This is a genomic window from Streptomyces sp. ISL-10 (genome assembly GCF_018614575.1).
GTDB lineage: Bacteria > Actinomycetota > Actinomycetes > Streptomycetales > Streptomycetaceae > Streptomyces.
Genome location: NZ_JAGGOJ010000020.1, coordinates 233816 through 249779 on the forward strand (window position 1 = coordinate 233816; position 15964 = coordinate 249779).

The window sequence follows — 15964 nt, forward strand, 5'->3', positions numbered from 1 at the left end:
GCGCGGGCGCGCCATGCCCTCCCCGGTCGCATGAGGAGGGCCGGGAACGAAAAAGATGGCCTGCGGCTCTCAGGCGGAGATGCCGTCGATCCGGGCCATCGCGTCGTCCGCGCCGTACGGCTGCAGGTAGGGCAGCCAGCGCGGGTCCCTATGTCCGGTCCCGATGATGCGCCAGGCGAGCCCGCTCGGCGGCGCGGGCTGGTGGCGCAGGCGCCAGCCCAGTTCGCGCAGATGCCGGTCGGCCTTGACATGGTTGCAGTGGCGGCAGGCCGCCACCACGTTGTCCCAGGCGTGCTGTCCCCCGCGACTGCGCGGAACGACATGGTCGACGCTGGTTGCGACGCCACCGCAGTACATACAGCGCCCGCCGTCGCGGGCGAAGAGCGCTTTGCGGGTGAGAGGAACGGGCCCCCGGTAAGGGACCCGAACGAACCGTTTGAGCCGCACCACGCTGGGTGCGGCGACGACACGGGTCGCACTGTGCATGAAGGCGCCGGATTCCTCGAGGCAGGTTGCCTTGTTCTCCAGGACGAGGACGAGCGCGCGGCGGAGCGGTACGACGCCGAGCGGCTCGTACGACGCATTGAGGACCAGGACATGCGGCACGGTGGATGCCTCCTTGTACGCCGGCGGCGCGTGGCTCGCGCCGGGACGATCTGTCTTCAGTTTGTCCTCATGGCCGGTCCCGGCGCCACCACGTGCACGTAACGGGCTGGAGGTGTTTTCCGCCACAGGCCTCGGGACGTTCCTTCCCTTTTCTTCCCCCGGGTGAGCCTTGTCTCTCCCGGGGGAAGTGCGCCGATGCGGGCTCCGTACCCCGTTAGGGTGGTTGGTCTCATCGCACGCATGGAGGTTGTGTCCCCGTGACCGCGTTCTGGTCCGCCGTACGCGCTGATGCCGATCCGTCGCCCGCACCCGTCATGCTCGACGAAGCCGCCACGCGGGCGGGCAACGCCGCGGGCTGGGTCGAGGAGAACTGGTCGACCTGGCTGAACACCGGCCTGCGCATCGCGCTGATTCTGGTCGTGGCGCTGGTGCTGCGCATGCTCGTGCGCCGGGCACTGTCCAAGCTGATAGAGCGCATGAACCGCTCCGCGCAGGCGGTGGCGGGCACGGCGCTCGGCGGTCTGCTGGTCAACGCGGAGCGGCGCAGGCAGCGCTCGGAGGCCATCGGGTCGGTGCTCCGCTCGATCGCGTCGTTCGTCATCCTCGGCACCGCGGGGCTGATGATCCTCGGGGCGTTCAAGATCGACCTCGCGCCGCTGCTCGCCTCCGCCGGCGTCGCCGGCGTCGCGATCGGTTTCGGTGCCCGCAATCTCGTCACCGACTTCCTCTCGGGCGTCTTCATGATCATGGAGGACCAGTACGGCGTCGGGGACTCGATCGACGCGGGAGTGGCCTCCGGCGAGGTGATCGAGGTCGGTCTGCGGGTGACGAAGCTGCGCGGCGAGAACGGCGAGATCTGGTACGTGCGCAACGGCGAGATCAAGCGGATCGGCAACCTCAGCCAGGGCTGGGCGACCGCCACCGTCGACGTCACCGTCCGCTCCTCGGAGGATCTGGACCGCGTCAAGGCCGTGATCGGCGAGGTGGCGGACGACCTGGCCAAGGCGGAGCCGTGGAACGAGCAGCTGTGGGGCCCGGTCGAGGTGCTGGGCCTGACCGAGGTGCTGCTCGACTCGATGACTTTCCGTGTGGCGGCGAAGACCATGCCGGGCAAGTCCCTCGGCGTGGAGCGCGAGCTGCGCTGGCGGATCAAGCGGGCCTTCGACGCCGCGGGCATCCGGATCGTCGGCGGGATGGCGCAGCAGGCGGAGGAGAGCGCCGCCGACCCGGCCGCCGGCGTGGCGGCGCCCTCGGCCTACGCGTCCGCGACGTCGCCGCAGTCGATCGCCGCTTCCCCGATACCGTCGCCCACGAACCTCTCGAAGTAGCCGCACGGCCGGCCGCCGGACACCCGGACGCGCCCGGACGCACGCCCCCTCGGTAACTCTTTGGTTGCCCAGGGGGCGTTTGCCATTGACGACCCCCTGACGTGCGGCCTACTTTTCTCCCATGGAATAGGAAACTTTCCTAACAGTGCAGATCGAAAGGCAGGTGCAACCGTCGTGGCCGGAACGACCCCCGGTACCCCGCGTGTGCTGCGCGCCATGAACGACCGCGCCGCGCTCGATCTGCTGCTGGAGCACGGCCCTCTGTCCCGCACCCGGATCGGCAAGCTCACCGGTCTGTCCAAGCCCACCGCCTCCCAGCTGCTGGCCCGGCTGGAGTCCGCCGGCCTCGTCGTCGCCACCGGCACCACCGAGGGACGCCCCGGCCCGAGCGCACAGCTGTACGCGGTCAATCCCCGAGCCGCGTACGCCGCCGGCCTCGACGTCACCCCGCTGCGCATCCGCGCCGCCGTCGCCGACGTCACCGGAGAGACCGTCGGCGCGTTCGAGCTCCCCACCCCCGGACGCCGGGCGGAGAGCGTCGTACGGCAGGTGACCGACGCGCTCGACGGCGCCGTCAAGGACGCCGGCATCACCCGCGCCGACGTCCACCGCATGGTCGTCGGCACACCCGGCGCCTTCGACCCCTCGACCGGCCGGCTGCGCTACGCCTCCCACCTGCCCGGCTGGCACTCCCCCACCCTCCTGGACGAACTCGCCGCGGTGCTGCCGATGCCCGTCGAGTACGAGAACGACGTCAACCTCGTCGCCGTCGCCGAGCAGCGCGCCGGCGCCGCCCACGGCCACGAGAACTTCGTGCTCCTGTGGAACGAGGAGGGCCTCGGCGCCGCCGTCGTCATCGGCGGCCGGCTGCACCGCGGCTTCACCGGCGGTGCGGGCGAGGTCGGCTTCCTGCCCGTACCCGGCACCCCGCTGGTCCGCCAGGTCACCAAGGCGAACAGCGGCGGTTTCCAGGAGCTGGCCGGCGCCCAGGCACTGCCCCGGCTCGCGCGGGAGCTCGGCATCGAGGGCATCGGCAGCGGCCCGCACGCGGAGGTCGCCACCGCGCTGGTCGCCCGGGCCGCGGAGGCGGACTCGGGGCCGTACCGGCAGCTGCTCGGCGCCTACGCGACCGGGCTCGCGACCGGGCTCGCGTCCATGGTCGCCGTGCTCGACCCGGAGCTCGTCGTCCTGTCCGGCGAGGTGATCGCCGCGGGCGGGGAGCCCCTGCGCGAGCGCGTCCAGGCCGAACTCACCGAACTGGCGGCGTCCCGGCCCCGGCTGGTGCTCGGCTCGGTGCGCCGCAGCCCGGTGCTCCGGGGCGCGCTGGAGCGTGCGCTGGCCACGACCCGCGACGAGGTCTTCGACACCTCCCGCTGAGCCCGCCGGCCAGCCCGCCCGTCCCCTCCTTCCTCCTGCTTCCTCCTCTGCTCCGCTCCCCCTCTGCTCCGCTCCCCTTCCGTTCCTCTCCTTCCGTTCCTCTCCCCTGCCCCGACCCCGTCCTCGTCACAGGGAGACACCGCCATGCCCAGAAACCGCCGGACGACGGCTGCCGCGCTCGCGGCGACGGCCGCGATATCCCTCCTCGCCTCGGCCTGTACCGGCTCGGCCGCGAACAACGCCTCCGACGACCCGAACGCGAAGACCACGCTGACCTTCTGGCACGGCTGGTCCGCGCCGAGCGAGGTCGCGGCCATCGAGGCCAACATCAAGGCCTTCGAGGACAAGCACCCGGGCATCACGGTCAGGGTCGTCAAGGGCATCACCGACGACAAGCTCAACCAGGGCCTGCGTACGGGCGGTTCCAACGCCCCCGACGTGGTCTCGTCGTTCACCACCGACAACGTCGGCCGGTTCTGCTCCTCCAGGGCGCTCACGGATCTGAAGCCGTTCCTCGACACGTCGAAGATCGACCCGGGGAAGACGTTCCTGCCGCAGATGGCCAAGTACACCGAGCACGACGGCACCCGCTGCACCGTGCCGCTGCTGGGCGACGCGTACGGCCTGTACTACAACAAGACGGCCTTCGAGGAGGCCGGCATCAAGGCCCCGCCGAAGACGCTGTCCGAGTTCGACGCGGCGGTGAAGAAGCTCACCAAGCCGGGGGGCGACGGCTTCGAGCGCCTCGGCTTCATGCCCCTGTACCTCGGCTACGAGACGACCGTCGAGCACTACGGCGGCCAGTTCGGCATCCAGTACCTCGACGCGGACGGAAGGTCGAACACGGCGAAGGATCCGGCCGTCAAGGCGATGTTCGCCTGGCAGAAGAAGCTCGTGGACGACCTCGGAGGCTTCGCGAAACTCAACCGGTTCCGCACGTCGCTCGGGGACGAGTGGGGCCCCAAGCACCCCTTCCACACCGGCCGGGTCGCCATGCAGCTGGACGGCGAGTGGCGCGGCAAGATGGCCTCCGACGCCAAGCTGCCGTTCGAGATCGGGGCGGCCCCCTTCCCCGTCCCGGACGACCAGGTCGCCGACTACGGCAAGGGCTACCTCTCCGGCACGATCCTCGGCATCGCGAGCAACAGCGCGAAGAAGAACGCCGCCTGGGAGCTGGTGAAGTACCTGTCCACCGACACGGACGCCGTCGTCTCCTTCGCCAACGCCATCCACAACGTGCCCTCCACCGTCGCCGCGCTGAAGTCGCCGAAGCTGAGCAGCGACCCGCTGTACCGCACGTTCGTCGACATCGCGCAGCATCCCAAGAGCTCGCACGCGCCCTCGTCCGTCAACGGCGGCGCCTTCCTGCTCACCCTCCAGGACCACGCCCAGCGGTACGAGAGGGGCACGGAGAGGGACCTGGACGCGCTGCTGAGGAAGAACGACACCCAGGTCGACAAGGACAACGAGCAGGCCCGCTGATGACCACGGCCCACCTCGCACCGGGACTGAGGTCCAAGCGGCGGCGCTCCGCGCTGCGCACCCTCGGCTTCCTGTCCCCCTGGCTCGTCGGGTTCGGCGTCTTCTTCGCCTACCCGCTGGTCGCGACCGTCTACTTCTCCTTCATGGAGTACGACGGGTTCACCCCGCCCTCCTTCGTGGGTCTGAAGAACTGGGTGTACGTCTTCCGCGACAACCCGCATCTCTGGCCCGCCCTGGCCAACACTCTGTGGCTGGTGCTGGTGATGGTGACGCTGCGCGTCGCCTTCGGGCTCGGCATCGGCATGCTGATCACCAGGATCAGGACAGGCGCGGGGGTCTTCCGCACCCTGTTCTATCTGCCCTATCTGGCGCCCCCGGTCGCGGCGACGATGTCGTTCGTCTTCCTGCTCAACCCCGGCACGGGCCCGGCCAACACCGTCCTGGGCGCGCTCGGGCTCGGGCAGCCCGAGTGGTTCAACAGCCCCGCCTGGTCCAAGCCCTCGCTCACGCTGCTCGCGCTGTGGGGCATCGGCGACCTGATGGTCATCTTCATGGCGTCGCTGCTCGACGTGCCCAAGGAGCAGTACGAGGCGGCCGAGCTGGACGGCGCGAGCCCATGGCAGCGCTTCCGTTTCGTGACGCTGCCCAACATCTCGCCGATCGTGCTGTTCGCGGTGGTCACCGGAGTGATCGCGACGATGCAGTACTACACCGAGCCGCTGGTCGCCGCGAAGGTGGCCGGCGGGGTGATCGGCGGCTCCGGGCAGCACTTCGAGCCCGGCTATCCCGACAAGTCCACGCTCACCGTCCCGCAGGTCGTCTACAACCTGGGCTTCCAGCGCTTCGACACCGGAGCGGCGTGCGTGGTCGCGCTGGTGCTGTTCGTACTCGCCATGGTGTTCACGGCGTTCCTGATGCGCCGGCGCAGCGGCTTCATGTCGCCGGAGGACTGACCGATGACCCGGACGACCTCTCCTTCCGTGCGGATCCTCCCGCCGGCCGCCGGCGCGGTGAGCACCGCCGCACGGCGCACTGCCCGACGCAGGGCCGCCCTGGAGTGGATCGCGGTCCACGCCCTGGGGATCGCGGCCGCGCTGTTCTTCGTGCTGCCGTTCGTCTTCGTGTTCCTGACCGCGGTGATGAGCGACGACCAGGCGCTCACCCGCGACCTGTGGCCGCACACCTGGGAGTGGGGCAACTTCGCCACCGTGTGGAACACCCCGGGGTTTCTGACGTGGTGGCGCAACACCCTGCTGTACGCGGGAGTCGGCACCGTGCTCGCCGTGGCGAGCAGCCTGCCGGTGGCCTACGCGCTCGCCAGGTTCCGCTTCCGTGGGCGCAACGTGATGATGATGCTGGTCATCGCGGCGATGATGCTGCCACCCCAGGTGATCATCGTGCCGATGTACCTGTTCTGGGCGCGGCAGATGGACCTCGCGGGCACGCTGTGGCCGCTGATCGTCCCGTTCGCCTTCGGTAACGCGTTCACCATCTTCCTGCTGCGGCAGTTCCTGCTCACGATCCCCCGCGAGTACACCGAGGCGGCCCGGATCGACGGCTGCGGGGAGTTCCGGGCGATGGTCCGTGTCGTGCTGCCCATGGCGCGGCCCGCGATCGCCGCCGCCGCGCTGTTCCACTTCTTCTACTGCTGGAACGACTACTTCGGACCGCAGATCTACGCCTCCGAGAACCCGGCCGCGTGGACCCTGAGCTACGGCCTGGAGTCCTTCAAGGGCGCCCATCAGACGGACTGGAACCTGACCATGGCGGCCACGGTGCTGATCATGGCACCGGTGATCGTGGTCTTCTTCTTCGCACAAAAGGCCTTCATCGAGGGCGTCACCCTGACCGGAGTGAAGGGCTAACCCATGAAACTCGCTGTTGTGGGGGGCGGTTCCACCTACACCCCCGAGCTGATCGACGGATTCGCGCGCATGCGCGAGACCCTGCCGATCTCCGAACTGGTGCTGATCGACCCCGCCGCCGACCGGCTCGACCTGGTCGGCGGCCTGGCCCGGCGGATCTTCGCCAAGCAGGGCCACGACGGGCGGATCGTCACCACCTCCGACCTCGATGGGGGCGTCGCCGGCGCGGACGCGGTCCTGCTCCAGCTGCGCGTCGGCGGCCAGGCCGCCCGCGAGAAGGACGAGACCTGGCCGCTGGAGTGCGGCTGCGTCGGGCAGGAGACGACCGGCGCCGGCGGCCTCGCCAAGGCGCTGCGCACCGTTCCGGTGGTGCTCGACATCGCCGAGCGCGTCCGCCGGACCGCCCCCGACGCCTGGATCATCGACTTCACCAATCCGGTGGGCATCGTGACGCGCGCACTGCTGCAGGCCGGGCACCGCGCCGTCGGCCTGTGCAACGTCGCCATCGGGCTCCAGCGCAAGTTCGCGAGGCTCCTGGACGTCGCCCCGGCCGACGTCCACCTCGACCATATGGGGCTCAACCACCTCACGTGGGAGACCGGTGTGCGCCTCGGCGGCCCTGACGGCGCCGACATGCTGCCCAAACTGCTCGCCGAACACGGTGACGCCATCGCCGACGACCTGCGGCTGCCCCGCCCGCTGCTGGACCGGCTGGGCGTCGTCCCCTCGTACTACCTGCGCTACTTCTACGCCCATGACGAGGTGGTGCGGGAGATGCGCACCAAGCCGTCGCGGGCCGCGAAGGTCGCGGAGATGGAGCGGCGGCTGCTTCGGATGTACGCCGATCCGGCGCTCGACGAGAAGCCGGACCTGCTCGCCGAGCGGGGCGGCGCGTACTACTCCGAGGCGGCCGTCGACCTCGCGGCGTCGCTCCTGGGCGGCGCGGGCAGCCCGGTGCAGGTGGTGAACACGCTGAACAACGGCACGCTGCCGTTCCTGCCGGACGACGCGGTCGTCGAGGTGCAGGCCCGCGTCGGCACCGGCGGCGCCGCGCCGCTGGCCGTACCGGAACTCGACCCGCTGTACGCGGGGTTGATCGCCGCTGTGACGGCGTACGAGGACCTGGCGCTGGAGGCCGCCCTGCGCGGCGGTCGCGACCGGGTCTTCAAGGCCCTGCTCGCGCACCCTCTGATCGGCCAGTACGCGTACGCGGAGAAGCTCACCGACCGGCTCGTCGCGCACAACCGGGAGCACCTGGCGTGGGCGTGAGCGACATTCCCGCAACCCGCCCCGGGCCCGCCGGTGTGGTCCTCGCCATCGACGCGGGGAACAGCAAGACCGACGTCGCCTGCGTCGGCGCCGACGGGACCGTCCTGGCGTCGGCCAGGGGGTCCGGCTTCCAGCCACCGCGGGTCGGCGTCGCCACGGCCGTCGACGCGCTGGCGTCGACGGTCGGCGGGGTGCTCGCCGCCGCGCGGGCGGCCGGCACGCCGGTCGACGGCGCCGAGCACGTCTCCGCCTGCCTCGCCAACGCCGATCTGCCGGTGGAGGAAGCCGAGTTGACCGAGGCCCTGCACGCACGCGGATGGGGGCGCACCACACAGGTCCTCAATGACACCTTCGCCGTCCTGCGCGCCGGGGTGGACGAGCCGCGGGGCGTCGCGGTGGTGTGCGGGGCGGGCATCAACTGCGTGGGGATGCTGCCGGACGGCCGCACCGCACGCTTCCCCGCGATCGGGAGGATCTCCGGTGACTGGGGCGGCGGAGCGGGACTCGCCGACGAGGCGCTGTGGTTCGCGGCGCGCGCGGAGGACGGCCGGGGCGAGCCGACGGCGCTGGCGCGGGCACTGCCCGCGCACTTCGGACTCGACTCGATGTACGCCGTGATCGAGGCACTGCACCTGGGCCGTGTCCCGGCCGCGCGCAAGCACGAGCTGACACCGGTGCTCTTCGCCTCCGCCTCGGACGGCGACCCGGTGGCCCGCGGCCTGGTGCGCCGGCTGGCGGAGGAAGTCGTCGCCATGGCGACAGTGGCACTGGAGCGGCTGGACCTGCTCGACGAGCAGGCACCGCTGGTGCTCGGCGGCAGTGTGCTGGCGGCGCGCCATCCCCAACTGGACGCGGACATCGCCGAACTGCTGGCCGTCAGGGCTCCCAAGGCGGTGGTGCGCGTGGTGACGGCGGCACCGGTACTGGGCGCGGCGCTGCTCGGCCTCGACCACATCGCGGCGCCGCCCGAGGCCCGGCAGCGGCTGCGGGCCCACTACGGGGGCTGATCCGGGGGCTCACGTCTTGTGCCGCGCGCCGCCCGCCCGCCCCGCGCCGGGGCGGGCGGCGCGGGCGTATGCGCTCCCGGGCGCGGCCGCGCAGTCGCACCCGGACCGTGCGGCCGTTGCGCTCCGGCACGGCCGCCGCACGTTCACCCGTTCGGGGGGAACCGGTCGGGGCCGGGAGGCGTATTCACTGTGGGGACATGGTTGGGGGGACGGGCCCGGCACGACGTCGAGGCGGCCCCGAGTCGCGGCGAGTGGGACAAGATCCAGACCCTTCTGGTGTGAAGCAGTCCCCTGCGGCCATACTGCTGGCCGGGAGTTGTCCCAGGACCCGCCGGGGGGCGGGCCGTCGGCGACCGAGGGGGAGGTCACGTGACACACCCGCCGAATGTGCGCACCGCACCCCAGCCGGCCGCTGCGCCCGCACCCGTACGGCCGCCGGCCGGACCGGCGCCGCACGGCGGCGGCGCCTGGGCCGAGGGAAAGCGGCGGCTGCGTGCCGCGGCGACGACCGAGCCGGGGCGACTGCAGATCATCGGGGCCGTTCTGGCCGGGCTGGTGGTGCTGTTCGGAGCGGTGACGGCGTTCGAGGTCGCCGACCGGGCGGCGGCCGCCGACGACGTGGTGAGCCGCAGCCAGCCGCTCAGCGCCGACGCCGCCTCGATCTACCGTTCCCTGGCAGACGCGGACACGGCGGCGTCGAGCGGCTTCCTGGCAGGCGCTGAGGAGCCCCGCGACGTCCACGAGAGGTACGAGAAGGACATCGCGCTCGCGTCCCGGCTGCTCGTCAAGGCGGCGACCAACACCGACAGTTCGAGCGAATCGGGCCGTCAGATCGCCGATCTGAACGAACAGCTTCCCCGGTACACGGGCCTGATAGAGACCGCCCGCGCCAACAACCGGCTCGGCCGGCCGCTGGGCGGCGCGTATCTTCGGTTCGCCAACGAGCTGATGACCAAGCACCTCCTGCCCGCCGCCCAGAAGCTGTACGACGCGGAGACGGCACGGCTGGAGCAGGACGACGAGGACGCCCGGTTCTGGCCGGTGGCCTCCCTCGGAGCCGGTGTGGCCGCCCTGGCCGTGCTCGTGTGGGCCCAGCGGCGCACCTACCGCCGTACGAACCGGGTCTTCAACCAGGGCCTGCTCGCCGCGACCGCGGCGTCCACCGTGATGCTGCTGTGGCTGGCGGTCGGGCACACGGTGGCCCGCGCCCAGCTCAACGACGCGCAGGCGCACGGCCAGCAGTCGCTCAAGGTCCTGGGAGACGCCCGCATCAACTCCCTGAAGGCCAGGGCCAACGAGAATCTGACGCTGGTCGCCCGGGGCGCGGTGCTCACCGACGACGGCCGGAGCGACAAGTACGAGACGGAGTACGACGCCGGCATGGCACGCCTGGGCGAACAGCTCGGCCGGGCGCAGCGGCTGGCCGACGACGCAGAGGGCCGGGGCCCGGTCGCGGACGCCGTCCGCGGCGTGTCCGAGTGGCAGACCCGCCACAAGGACGTGGCCGCCACCGACCAGGCAGGTGACTACGACGGCGCGGTGCGGAAGGTCATCGGCGGCAAGGGATCCACCGACGAGTCCTTCGACCGGGTGGACGAGGCACTGGAGAAGGCGCTGGCGCACGAGCAGCGGGAGTTCACCGAGGCGGCGAAGGACGGGCGCGGCGCGCTCACCGGGCTGCCGGTCGGGGCCGCGCTGCTGGCCGTGATCGGGGCCGTGGCCGCGATCCTCGGCATCAACCGCAGGCTTTCGGAATACCGGTGAGAGGGGGAGAGATGACGGACACCAGGACGGGCTCGCGTCCGCTGCGCCTGTGGCGCGCGAGCCGCCTGCGCGGCTGGGGCGGCGTCGCGGGAATGGCCGCCGCGTGCGCGCTGACCGCGGCCGTCACACTGCTGCCGCTGGCCCACGGCGGCGCGGACGCCCTCAGCCCGCACCCCGCCGGTCAGGGCACGGCGGTCCCCGGCAAGGCGGACGACTGCAAGGACCCGGAGGCGTCGCTGCGGCCCTCCACGGCCGGCGGCCCCAACATCGACGCGATCAAGGCCCGCGGGAAGCTGATCGTCGGCGTCGACCAGAACAGCTACCGCTGGGGCTACCGCAACCCGGCGGGCGGCGGTCAGGACCCGGCGGATCCAGGTGGCGGCGAAGAGGGCTTTGCCCCTGCGACCGGCGGCGTCCTGGAGGGCTTCGACATCGATCTCGCCCGGGCCATCGCCGAGAACATCGTCGGCAGCAAGGACGACATCATCTTCCGTGCGATACCGACGAACCAGCGCATCGCCGCCCTCGACAGCGGGGCGGTGGACATCGTCGTGCGGACCATGACGATCAACTGCAGCCGCATCGAGCAGGTGGCGTTCTCCACGGCGTACTTCCAGGCGGGTCAGCAGGTCCTCGCGCCGAAGAGCTCGCCGATCACCGGGTACGACACGTCCCTGACGGGCAAGCGGGTGTGCTCCGCCGAGGGCTCCACGGCGTACGAGGCGCTGGAGAAGAACAGCTTCGGCGCGACGTTCAGGGACGAGCACGACGGGCAGCCGGGCGACGAGGACCTCTACACCGTGCCGAACCAGCTGGACTGCCTCGTCAGACTCCAGCAGGGACTGGTCGACGCGATCGTCACGGACAACGCCCTCGCGGCGGGTCAGGCCGCCCAGGATCCGGCGGTGGAGCTCAAGGGCGACAAGCCGTTCACGACCGAGTTCTACGGCGTGGCCACCAAGCTCGGCAAGGACGACCTCGTGCGCCGGGTGAACCAGGTGCTCGTCGACTACCGCAGGGGACCGTGGATGCAGGCGTACGACAAGTGGCTGGCCACCGACCTGCCCGGGATAACCGGGCCGCCGGAGCCGAAGTACCGGGCCGAGTAGGCCGGGAGCCGCCAGAGGACCCGCCGCCCGGCGGGCGCAGGGCAGCTGCGCGGGAACGGGCAGCACACAGCACGCAGAGCAGACCGGGGCGCGTCCCGGACAGGCACGGACACGAACGGAGACGTGATCGATGAGCGTCGCGGGACCTTTCCCCGGCTCGGCGGGGACACCGCACGGGCCGGTGATGGACCGGGACGAGGTGGACCGTGCGCTGGCGCGGCTCGGCGCGGAGCACGAGGCGGTCGAGACCTCGCTCCTCGCCCTGCAGGACCATGCCGGGCGACGGCTTCTCGAAGGGGCCGAGCTGACCGGGGTCACCAAGGAGCGCTGGGCCGCCGCCGAGCAGTCGATCACGCTGCTGTGGAGCTACTTCGACGCGTACACCGCCGCGCTGACGGACCTGCGTGAGCTGCGTGCCCGTCGCCGCTGGTCCAGCCGCGAGGACCTGGCCGAGCTCACCGAGCGGCTGCGCGGTCGCAGTGTGACGGTGGCCGGACCGGCCGCGCACGCGGCACCGTCGCTCACCGGACCCGCCAGGCTCGCCGAACAGTTCACGCTCGGGGAGCTGGTCGCCCGGATGAACGAGCTGTACGCGGCGGCGCTCGACATGGTCGTCGCGGCGGACGCGGTGTGGTCGGCGCTGCCGGCCCGGATCGATCTGCTCTCCGCCGAGCTGCAGCGCACCCGTTCGCTCGCCCACTCGGTGGGCGTACGGCCCGGGGAGCACACCGCAGGTGACGACCTGGAGGGCATCACCCACGAGCTGTCCGCGCTGCGTGCCCAGGTCGTCTCCGACCCCCTCGCCTTCTGGCGTCCCGCGCCCGGCAGTTCGGCGCCGGGCGGCGGCCGCCCGGACACCGACCGCTACGACCGCGCGGCGCGCGCCCTGGAGGACGTGCGCCGGGAGATCGAGGCGGTGCTCCGGGTCCGGCAGGACTCCGAGGAGCGGCTGCTGCGGCTGCGCGACCTGCTCTCGCGTGCCGACCGGACGCTGGCCGAGGCCCGCTCGGCGCGGGGCGAGGTGCTCGCCAAGATCGCCGCGTCCGAGGTCCCCGCGGTCAGCGGACCGCCCACGGCGCTGCAGGAGCGGCTGGCCACGGCCGCGGAGTACCGGCGGCACTCCCAGTGGCACCGCCTGTCGCCGCTGCTGGAGTCCCTGGAGCGCGAGGCGGAGGACGAACTGCACCGGGCCCGGGAATCGTTGACGGCGGTCACCGCGCCGCTGGCCGTGCGCGCCGAGCTGCGCGGCCGGCTCGACGCCTACAAGGCCAAGGTCGCCCGGCACGGGATGGCGGAGGACCCGCTCCTGATCGAGCGGTACGACGTGGCGCGGCGGATGCTGTGGAGCGCACCGTGCGATCTGCGCGCAGCGGAGCAGGCGGTGCTGCGCTATCAGCAGGCCGCCGCCGAAGCGCTGGTGCCGAGGCAGGGCGAAGCGGTGCCCGAGGAACGCAGGGGGGATTCATGAGCGAGAAGACGAACTGCCAGCGCCCCGGCTGCGAGGGCTCGTACGAGGACATGGGCGGCGGCGAGCTGTACTGCGACACCTGCGGTCTCGCGCCGGTCGTGTCCCCGACCGGCATGGTCGAATCGCAGCCCACCGGTGTCGCCGGGGGCGGCCGTGACTCCTCGTCGGCGCGCAGCAGTTCGCGCTCCTCGCGGGCGTCGTCGCGTTCGTCGTCCTCGCGCCGTTCGGTCTCGGGCAGGCTTTCGCGGTCGCTGTCCGGGAGCAGCACGTCATCGCGTTCGGTCTCGGTGCGCAGCTCGGGGTCGTCCACGGCCGCGTCGGGGCGCGGCAGGCTGGGCGCCGGGCTGGTCACCATGCCGGAGGTGCCGCGGCCCGACCCGCGTACGGCGGTGATGGCGAACCCGGAGGTGCCCGAGCGGAAGCGGTTCTGCTCGCGTTCGGACTGCGGCGCGCCGGTCGGACGTGCGCGCGGTGACCGGCCGGGCCGCACGGAGGGCTTCTGCACCAAGTGCGGCCATCCGTACTCCTTCGTGCCCAAGCTCAAGGGCGGCGACATCGTGCACGGCCAGTACGAGGTCGTGGGATGCCTGGCGCACGGCGGTCTCGGCTGGGTGTACCTGGCGGTGGACCGCGCGGTGTCCGACCGCTGGGTGGTGCTCAAGGGCCTGCTGGACACGGGCGACCAGGACGCGATGGCCGCGGCGATCTCGGAGCGCCGCTTCCTCGCCGAGATCGAGCACTCCAACATCGTCCGCATCTACAACTTCGTCGAGCACCTCGACCAGCGCACCGGATCCCTCGACGGCTACATCGTCATGGAGTACGTGGGCGGCAAGTCGCTGAAGGAGATCGCCAACGGGCGCCGCGGCCCGGACGGCCGGCGCGATCCGCTCCCGGTCGAGCAGGCGTGCGCGTACGGCATCGAGGCGCTGGAGGCGCTCGGCCATCTGCACAGCAGGAACCTGCTCTACTGCGACTTCAAGGTCGACAACGCCATCCAGCAGCAGGACCAGCTCAAGCTGATCGACATGGGCGCGGTCCGCAGGATGGACGACGACGAGTCCGCCATCTACGGGACCGTCGGCTACCAGGCCCCCGAGGTCGCCGAGGTCGGACCCTCGGTGGCATCCGACCTGTACACGGTCGCGCGGACGCTCGCGGTGCTGACCTTCGACTTCCAGGGCTACACGAACGTGTTCGCGGACTCCCTCCCCGACCCGGAGCACATCCACGTCTTCCGCACCTACGAGTCGTTCTACCGGCTGCTGGTGCGGGCCACCGACCCGGACCCGGGACGCCGTTTCGCCTCGGCGCAGGAGATGGCCGAGCAGCTGACCGGAGTGCTGCGAGAGGTCGTCGCGCTGCAGACGGGCCGGCCGCGCCCGGCGCTCTCGACGCTGTTCGGCTCCGAACTGCGCGTGATGGACACGGAGTTGTTCGCCGAGCTCGACGAGGACGTCTCATCGCTGGGCGCCCGTCCCCCCGCGGGCGCACGCCGCCCCAAGGCCGGGGCGAACGGCAGCGCGACCGGAGGCGTCGCAGTGCCGCCGGGGCCGCCGCCGATGCCGTCGCTGCCCGGGGCGCCGCCGCCGGCGGCCGGTGTCCCGGCGATGGGGGGCGCACCGGTTGTAGGCGGCGCACCGGCCCGCACCGATCATGCCCCGGTGCCCGCGCAGCGCGCCCCGGGGGGCGCACTGGCGACCGCACCTCTCGCGCTCGCCCCGCACCTCGCCGGCCTCGACACCCGCGGCACGGCCCTGGCCCTCCCCGTCCCCCTGGTCGATCCGAACGATCCGAACGCGGGATTCCTCGCGGGCCTGATGGCCGCGGCCCCGGCCGAGCTGATCGCCGCGCTGCGGGCGGCGGCCACGAGTTCACCGGAGACGCTGCTGCGCGAGCTGCGGGCCCTGTTGGAAACGGGTGATCTCCCCTCGGCGGCCCGGACGCTCGCCACGCTGGAGAGCGCACGGCCAGACGACTGGCGCGTCGTCTGGTACCAGGGCGTCACGGCGCTGGTGACCGGCGACCACGAGGCGGCGGCCCTGTCGTTCGACGCGGTGTACGACGCGTTCCCCGGCGAGAGCGCGCCCAAGCTGGCGCTCGGCCTGTGCGCCGAGGTCCTCGGGCAACTGGACAACGCGGCGGAGTACTACCGCCTGGTGTGGACGACCGATCCGGGCTTCGTCAGCGCCGCGTTCGGGCTCGCCCGCGTGCAGATCGCCTCGGGCGACCGCGCCGGAGCCGTACGGACGCTGGAGTCGGTGCCGGAGGCGTCGATCCACTACACGGCGGCGCGGGTGGCCGCCGTACGGGCGAGACTGCGCCGGCGCGCCGTGCACGAACCGCTTCTTGACGACCTGTCGGCGGCCGCCGCGCAGGTGGACGCACTGGGGAGCTTCGGACTCGACGCGGTGCGACGCGAAAAGCTGGCCACCGAGGTGCTCGGGACGGCGCTCGACTGGGTACTCTCCGGTAGTCCCGGAGCCCTGCCGTCCGTTCCGACCGCACCCCCCTCGCCGAGCGCGAGCACGCCCACCGTGCTGCTCGGCAGCGAACTGGACGAGCGCGGCCTGCGCTTCGGCCTGGAACGCTCCTACCGGGTCCTGGCCCGGCTCGCCCAGCGCGGTGAGGAGCGGATAGAGCTGGTGGAGCGGGCGAACCGCTACCGCCCCCGGACGTGGGTGTGATT

General features: G+C 72.0%; 12 protein-coding genes. 11 read left to right on the forward strand and 1 reads right to left on the reverse strand.

Going from position 1 to position 15964, the window contains the following annotated elements:
* Positions 1-69 precede the first annotated feature (69 nt).
* Positions 70-606 carry an HNH endonuclease gene (locus tag J7E88_RS24555; protein ID WP_215184626.1) on the reverse strand — a complete coding sequence of 179 codons (537 nt, stop codon included), beginning with the start codon at positions 604-606 and terminating at the stop codon, positions 70-72.
* 314 nt (positions 607-920) lie between these two features.
* Between J7E88_RS24555 and J7E88_RS24560 the strand changes: the two genes are divergently transcribed.
* The 11 genes from J7E88_RS24560 (at position 921) to J7E88_RS24610 (ending at position 15962) form a co-directional block, all read left to right on the forward strand.
* The gene (locus J7E88_RS24560; protein WP_215184738.1) at positions 921-1934 is read left to right on the forward strand and encodes a mechanosensitive ion channel family protein; all 1014 of its coding nucleotides are present in this window, start codon (positions 921-923) and stop codon (positions 1932-1934) included.
* 174 nt (positions 1935-2108) lie between these two features.
* Positions 2109-3311 (forward strand): ROK family transcriptional regulator, encoded by a 1203-nt coding sequence (locus tag J7E88_RS24565; RefSeq protein ID WP_215184628.1) that lies wholly within the window; start codon positions 2109-2111, stop codon positions 3309-3311.
* A gap of 144 nt (positions 3312-3455) precedes the next feature.
* Positions 3456-4793, forward strand: a complete 1338-nt coding sequence (locus tag J7E88_RS24570) for an ABC transporter substrate-binding protein (RefSeq protein WP_215184630.1) — start codon at positions 3456-3458, stop codon at positions 4791-4793.
* A complete protein-coding gene (locus J7E88_RS24575; RefSeq protein WP_215184632.1) occupies positions 4793-5746 on the forward strand; it encodes a carbohydrate ABC transporter permease in 954 nt (317 codons plus the stop codon). Before J7E88_RS24570 ends, J7E88_RS24575 begins: the two co-directional genes overlap by 1 nt.
* A 3-nt stretch (positions 5747-5749) precedes the next feature.
* Complete coding sequence (locus tag J7E88_RS24580) at positions 5750-6658, forward strand: carbohydrate ABC transporter permease (protein ID WP_215184634.1); 909 nt, start codon at positions 5750-5752, stop codon at positions 6656-6658.
* A gap of 3 nt (positions 6659-6661) precedes the next feature.
* Complete coding sequence (locus tag J7E88_RS24585; RefSeq protein ID WP_215184636.1) at positions 6662-7927, forward strand: 6-phospho-beta-glucosidase; 1266 nt, start codon at positions 6662-6664, stop codon at positions 7925-7927.
* Positions 7924-8934, forward strand: coding sequence for a BadF/BadG/BcrA/BcrD ATPase family protein (locus J7E88_RS24590; protein ID WP_308307590.1), 1011 nt, complete (start codon positions 7924-7926; stop codon positions 8932-8934). Before J7E88_RS24585 ends, J7E88_RS24590 begins: the two co-directional genes overlap by 4 nt.
* Before the next feature lie 369 nt (positions 8935-9303).
* Complete coding sequence (locus J7E88_RS24595; RefSeq protein ID WP_215184639.1) at positions 9304-10698, forward strand: hypothetical protein; 1395 nt, start codon at positions 9304-9306, stop codon at positions 10696-10698.
* A gap of 11 nt (positions 10699-10709) precedes the next feature.
* Positions 10710-11807, forward strand: a complete 1098-nt coding sequence (locus tag J7E88_RS24600; protein WP_215184641.1) for a glutamate ABC transporter substrate-binding protein — start codon at positions 10710-10712, stop codon at positions 11805-11807.
* 130 nt (positions 11808-11937) lie between these two features.
* The gene (locus J7E88_RS24605) at positions 11938-13275 is read left to right on the forward strand and encodes a hypothetical protein (RefSeq protein ID WP_215184643.1); all 1338 of its coding nucleotides are present in this window, start codon (positions 11938-11940) and stop codon (positions 13273-13275) included.
* On the forward strand, positions 13272-15962 hold the full coding sequence (locus J7E88_RS24610) for a serine/threonine-protein kinase (RefSeq protein ID WP_215184645.1): 2691 nt from the start codon (positions 13272-13274) through the stop codon (positions 15960-15962). Before J7E88_RS24605 ends, J7E88_RS24610 begins: the two co-directional genes overlap by 4 nt.
* Positions 15963-15964: the final 2 nt, after the last annotated feature.